The organism is Variovorax boronicumulans NBRC 103145 (genome assembly GCF_001591345.1).
In the GTDB taxonomy this organism is placed as follows: Bacteria; Pseudomonadota; Gammaproteobacteria; order Burkholderiales; family Burkholderiaceae_C; genus Variovorax; species Variovorax boronicumulans.
Genome location: NZ_BCUS01000229.1, coordinates 1 through 3,673, shown reverse-complemented (window position 1 = coordinate 3,673; position 3,673 = coordinate 1). Strand labels below are relative to the sequence as shown.

Genomic DNA, 3,673 nt, shown 5'->3' with positions numbered 1-3,673 from the left:
CCGCCGCCGCGCCATCGTGCTGGCCGCGCGCGTCGACGAGATGCCGCACAAGGACATCGCGGCGCGCTACGGCGTGTCGGCGCGCACCGTCGAGAAGGAATTGCGCGCCGGCCTGGAACATTGCTGCGAGCGGCTCGGCCGGGATTTCATCCAGCGCTTCGGTCTTGGCGCCGGAAAACAGTCTCCCCATGATGACCGCTGAAGAAACCCAGGCGACCGAGGCCATGAAGCAGACCCTGCAACGCGAAGCGCAAGCCTGGGTGGTGCGGCTCGGCTCGCAACAGGCCACCGAAGACGACGCCCAGGCCTTCCGGCGCTGGTGCGCGCGCAGCCGCGACCACGCGCAGGCCTTCGTGCAGGCACGCCACGTGTGGCAGGCCATGGCGCCGGCCGCGCAGCGCGTGCGCCAGCAGGAAGCGCGCGAGGCGGCCCACCGCCGTCTGCCGGTGCCCGGACGCCGTGCCTTCCTGGGCGGTGCGGTCGCGGCGTCGGTCGCCTACCTCGCGGTGTCGCCGCCGCTGGCGCTGTGGCCCTCGGTCGCCGAATGGGGCGACGACTACCGCACCGCCACCGGCGAGCAGCGCGAGGTCGCCATGGGTGAGGGCGTGGTGCTGCAGATGAACACGCAGACGCGCATCAACCTGCGGCACGGCACAACGGAGAGCGCGGGCGAAGCCATCGAGTTGGTGTCCGGCGAGGCCGAGGTGCTGGCCGGCGGCCCGGCCTCGGCGCGCGTCACGGTCGCGGCGGGCGGCGGCACGGTGTCGGCGACGCGCGCGCGCTTCAACATCCGCCACCTCGACGGCGAAGTCTGCGTGACCTGCCTGGCGGGCCAGGTCGACGTGGCGCAGGGCACGCAGCAGGCGCGGATCGACGAAGGCCGGCAGCTGCGCTACGGCCCCGCGGGGCTCGGCGTCGTGACGGGCGTGGACACCGGCCCCGTCGTCGCCTGGCGCCGCCGCCAGCTGGTGTTCGACCAGGTGCCGCTGTCGCAGGTGGTGGCCGAGGTCAACCGCTACCGCCACGGCCGGCTCATCCTCACGAACGAGGCGCTGGGCCGCAGCCGCGTGCAGGCCAGCTTCTCCATCGACCGGCTGGACGACGTGGCCTTCCTCGTGCGCGACGTGTACGGCGCCGAACTCACGCAGCTGCCCGGCGGCATCGTGCTGCTGGGCGCCGCCAGCGCCTGAAGTGCGTCGCAGCGTGCCGATCCGCGTGTTCGTGAAGATTTCGTGACATGGTGCAGTCGCGCCGGACCTTCGCTGTCATAGCTCGGTAGTCCACGGGCCCTTGCGCTTCGTGGCCCCGATCGAGCAACGAAACACGAACCCATGGAAGTCCGCATGCAACGCAGCAGCCGCCGCACGGTGTCCCGGCGCAATCCGCCGAACGCGTCCTCTTCTTCTTATTCGTCTGCCGCATTCGCGCAGGTCCGGCTCACGCCGCTGGTGCGCGCCATCGCGCTGCTGCTGGCCGGCGGCGCCGCGTTCGACGGCGCGCAGGCGCAGCAGGCGTTCAGCGGCGCGTGGATGGCGCAGAAGAACATGGCGCAGAGCACCGCGCTGGCCACCGGCCGCCTGCCCAACGGCCTGCCCGCCGCGATGCTCGCGGGGCCGCAGGCGCAGCAGCAGCGTGCGAACGAACAGCTGCAGCAGTCCCTCGGCAACCTGAACCTGGCGGCGCGCGCCATCGCGGCGCAGCAGTCGGCGCAGGCCGCGGCACGCGCGGCTGCGCAGCACGATCCGTCGGTGCCCGACGGCCTGGCCGAAGGCGGCCTGAAGGTCGACACGAACTCGCTCACCGCCGGCTGGCACAACGCGCGCCCGCTCACGCCCGATTCGCAGCGCCAGGCCGCGGGCCGCACCGTGGTCACGGTCGAGCAGACCGCCGACAAGGCGATCCTCAACTGGGAGACCTTCAACGTCGGGCGCAACACCACGGTGAAGTTCGACCAGCAGGCCAGCTGGTCGGTGCTCAACCGCGTGAACGACCCGAAGGCGCGGCCATCGCAGATCCAGGGGCAGATCCAGGCCGACGGCACGGTGATGGTCGTGAACCGCAACGGCATCGTGTTCAGCGGCAGCAGCCAGGTCGACACGCGCAACCTCGTGGCCGCGGCCGTGGGCATGAGCGACGCGCAGTTCAAGCGCGGCCTGTACAGCGAAACGCGCGGCAGCACGCAGGTGCCGGTGCTGGCCAACGACCTGGTGCTCCACGCCACCGGCGCCACGCACGGCGCGGCCACCGCCGACGTGGTGGTGGAGCCCGGCGCGCGCATCGCCACGCGCCGGCCCACCAGCGTGACCGAGGGCGGCGGCTACGTGCTGCTGGCCGGGCGCGAGGCGCACAACCACGGCAGCATCGCGACCGCCAACGGCCAGACCGTGCTGGCCGCCGGCGACGCCTTCGTGATCCGCAAGGGCATGGGCACCGACGGCAACAGCGACTCGAGCACGCGCGGCAACGAGGTCGATCCGCTGCGCCTGGCCGGCAGCGCCGCCGGCCGCGTGCGCAACACCGGCCTGATCGCCGCGCCGACCGGCGACGTGACCCTGGTCGGCAAGACCGTGGAGCAGCAGGGCGTGCTGCTGTCCAGCAGCTCGGTCAACACGCGCGGCACGCTGCACCTGCGGGCGGTGGGCGAGGCCGGCGAGGCGCGCGTCACGCTGGCGCCGCAGAGCACCAGCGCGATCGTGCTGGAGAACGACGGCGCGACCGCGCTCGACGTGCAGCGCGACACCCTGCTGAAGGACTCGATGCGCCTGAGCGACGGCGGCTACAACCGCCGCGACCAGTCGCTGGTGAAGATCGACTCGGCCGGCGACATCGACTTCGACGGCGGCTCGCTCACCCTGGCCACCGGCGGCCAGGTGCAGGCGCGCGCCGAGCGCCGCACGCGCGTGGCCAGCGGCGCCGCCATCGACGTGGCCGGCGCGGTCGGCGTCGGCGTGGCCATGGCGTCGAACAACGTGAAGATCAACGTGCAGGGCAACGAGCAGCGCGACGCGCCGCTCAACCGCGACGGCAAGCGGCTGAACAACCTGGACATGTGGATCGACCGCCGCGACCTCGTGCGCGTGGCGGCCGGCGTCAACGGCTACGCCGGCGAGCGCTGGTACACCGGCGGCGGCCTGCTGGAGGTCGGCGGCTACCTCAACACCGACGGCCACACGGTGGGCGAATGGGCCGCGTCGGGCGGCACGGTGGCCTTTGCCGGCGGCGAGCTGGTCACGCAGCGCGGCTCGCGCATCAACGTGGCCGGCGGCACGCTCGACGTGCAGACCGGCCGGCTGCAGCAGAGCTGGCTCAAGGGCCCCGACGGGCGCCTGTACAACCTGTCGACCGCGCCGGCCGACATCGTCTACACCGGCCTGTACCGCGGCTTCGAGGACGAACACGCGCGCTGGGGCAAGACCACCACCGGCTACTTCTACAACCCGCTGATCGCGCCGCGCGAGCGGCTGGAAAACGGCTACACCGTGGGCCGCGATGCCGGCCAGGTGCAGGTCGGCACGCGCGCCGCGGTGCTCGAAGGCGACATCGACGCGACCGTGTTCCAGGGCGAGCGCCAGCAGCGCAAGCGCGATGCCGGCCTGGACAGCTACCGCCAGCTGCAGACCGCGGCCCCGCTGGCCGGGCGCCTGGTCATCGGCGGCGTGGCGCCGGTGTACGA

The 3,673-nt window shown here is 72.8% G+C and carries 3 protein-coding genes; all 3 read left to right on the top strand.

The features are described from left to right. Nucleotides 1-202: sigma-70 region 4 domain-containing protein (locus VBO01S_RS31045; protein WP_169805114.1), on the top strand; the 202-nt coding region annotated here is incomplete at its 5' end. Next, on the top strand, nt 192-1,190 hold the full coding sequence (locus VBO01S_RS31040; RefSeq protein WP_255221259.1) for a FecR family protein: 999 nt from the start codon (nt 192-194) through the stop codon (nt 1,188-1,190). The genes VBO01S_RS31045 and VBO01S_RS31040, both read left to right, overlap by 11 nt. A gap of 153 nt (nt 1,191-1,343) precedes the next feature. Continuing rightward, the coding region (locus tag VBO01S_RS31035; RefSeq protein ID WP_157627541.1) for a two-partner secretion domain-containing protein at nt 1,344-3,673 on the top strand (2,330 nt) is incomplete at its 3' end.

What these genes read in the sequence shown, in the direction of transcription:
- VBO01S_RS31040 (WP_255221259.1), top strand. Translation starts at nt 192, where the DNA reads ATGACCGCTGAAGAAACCCAGGCGACCGAGGCCATGAAGCAGACCCTG.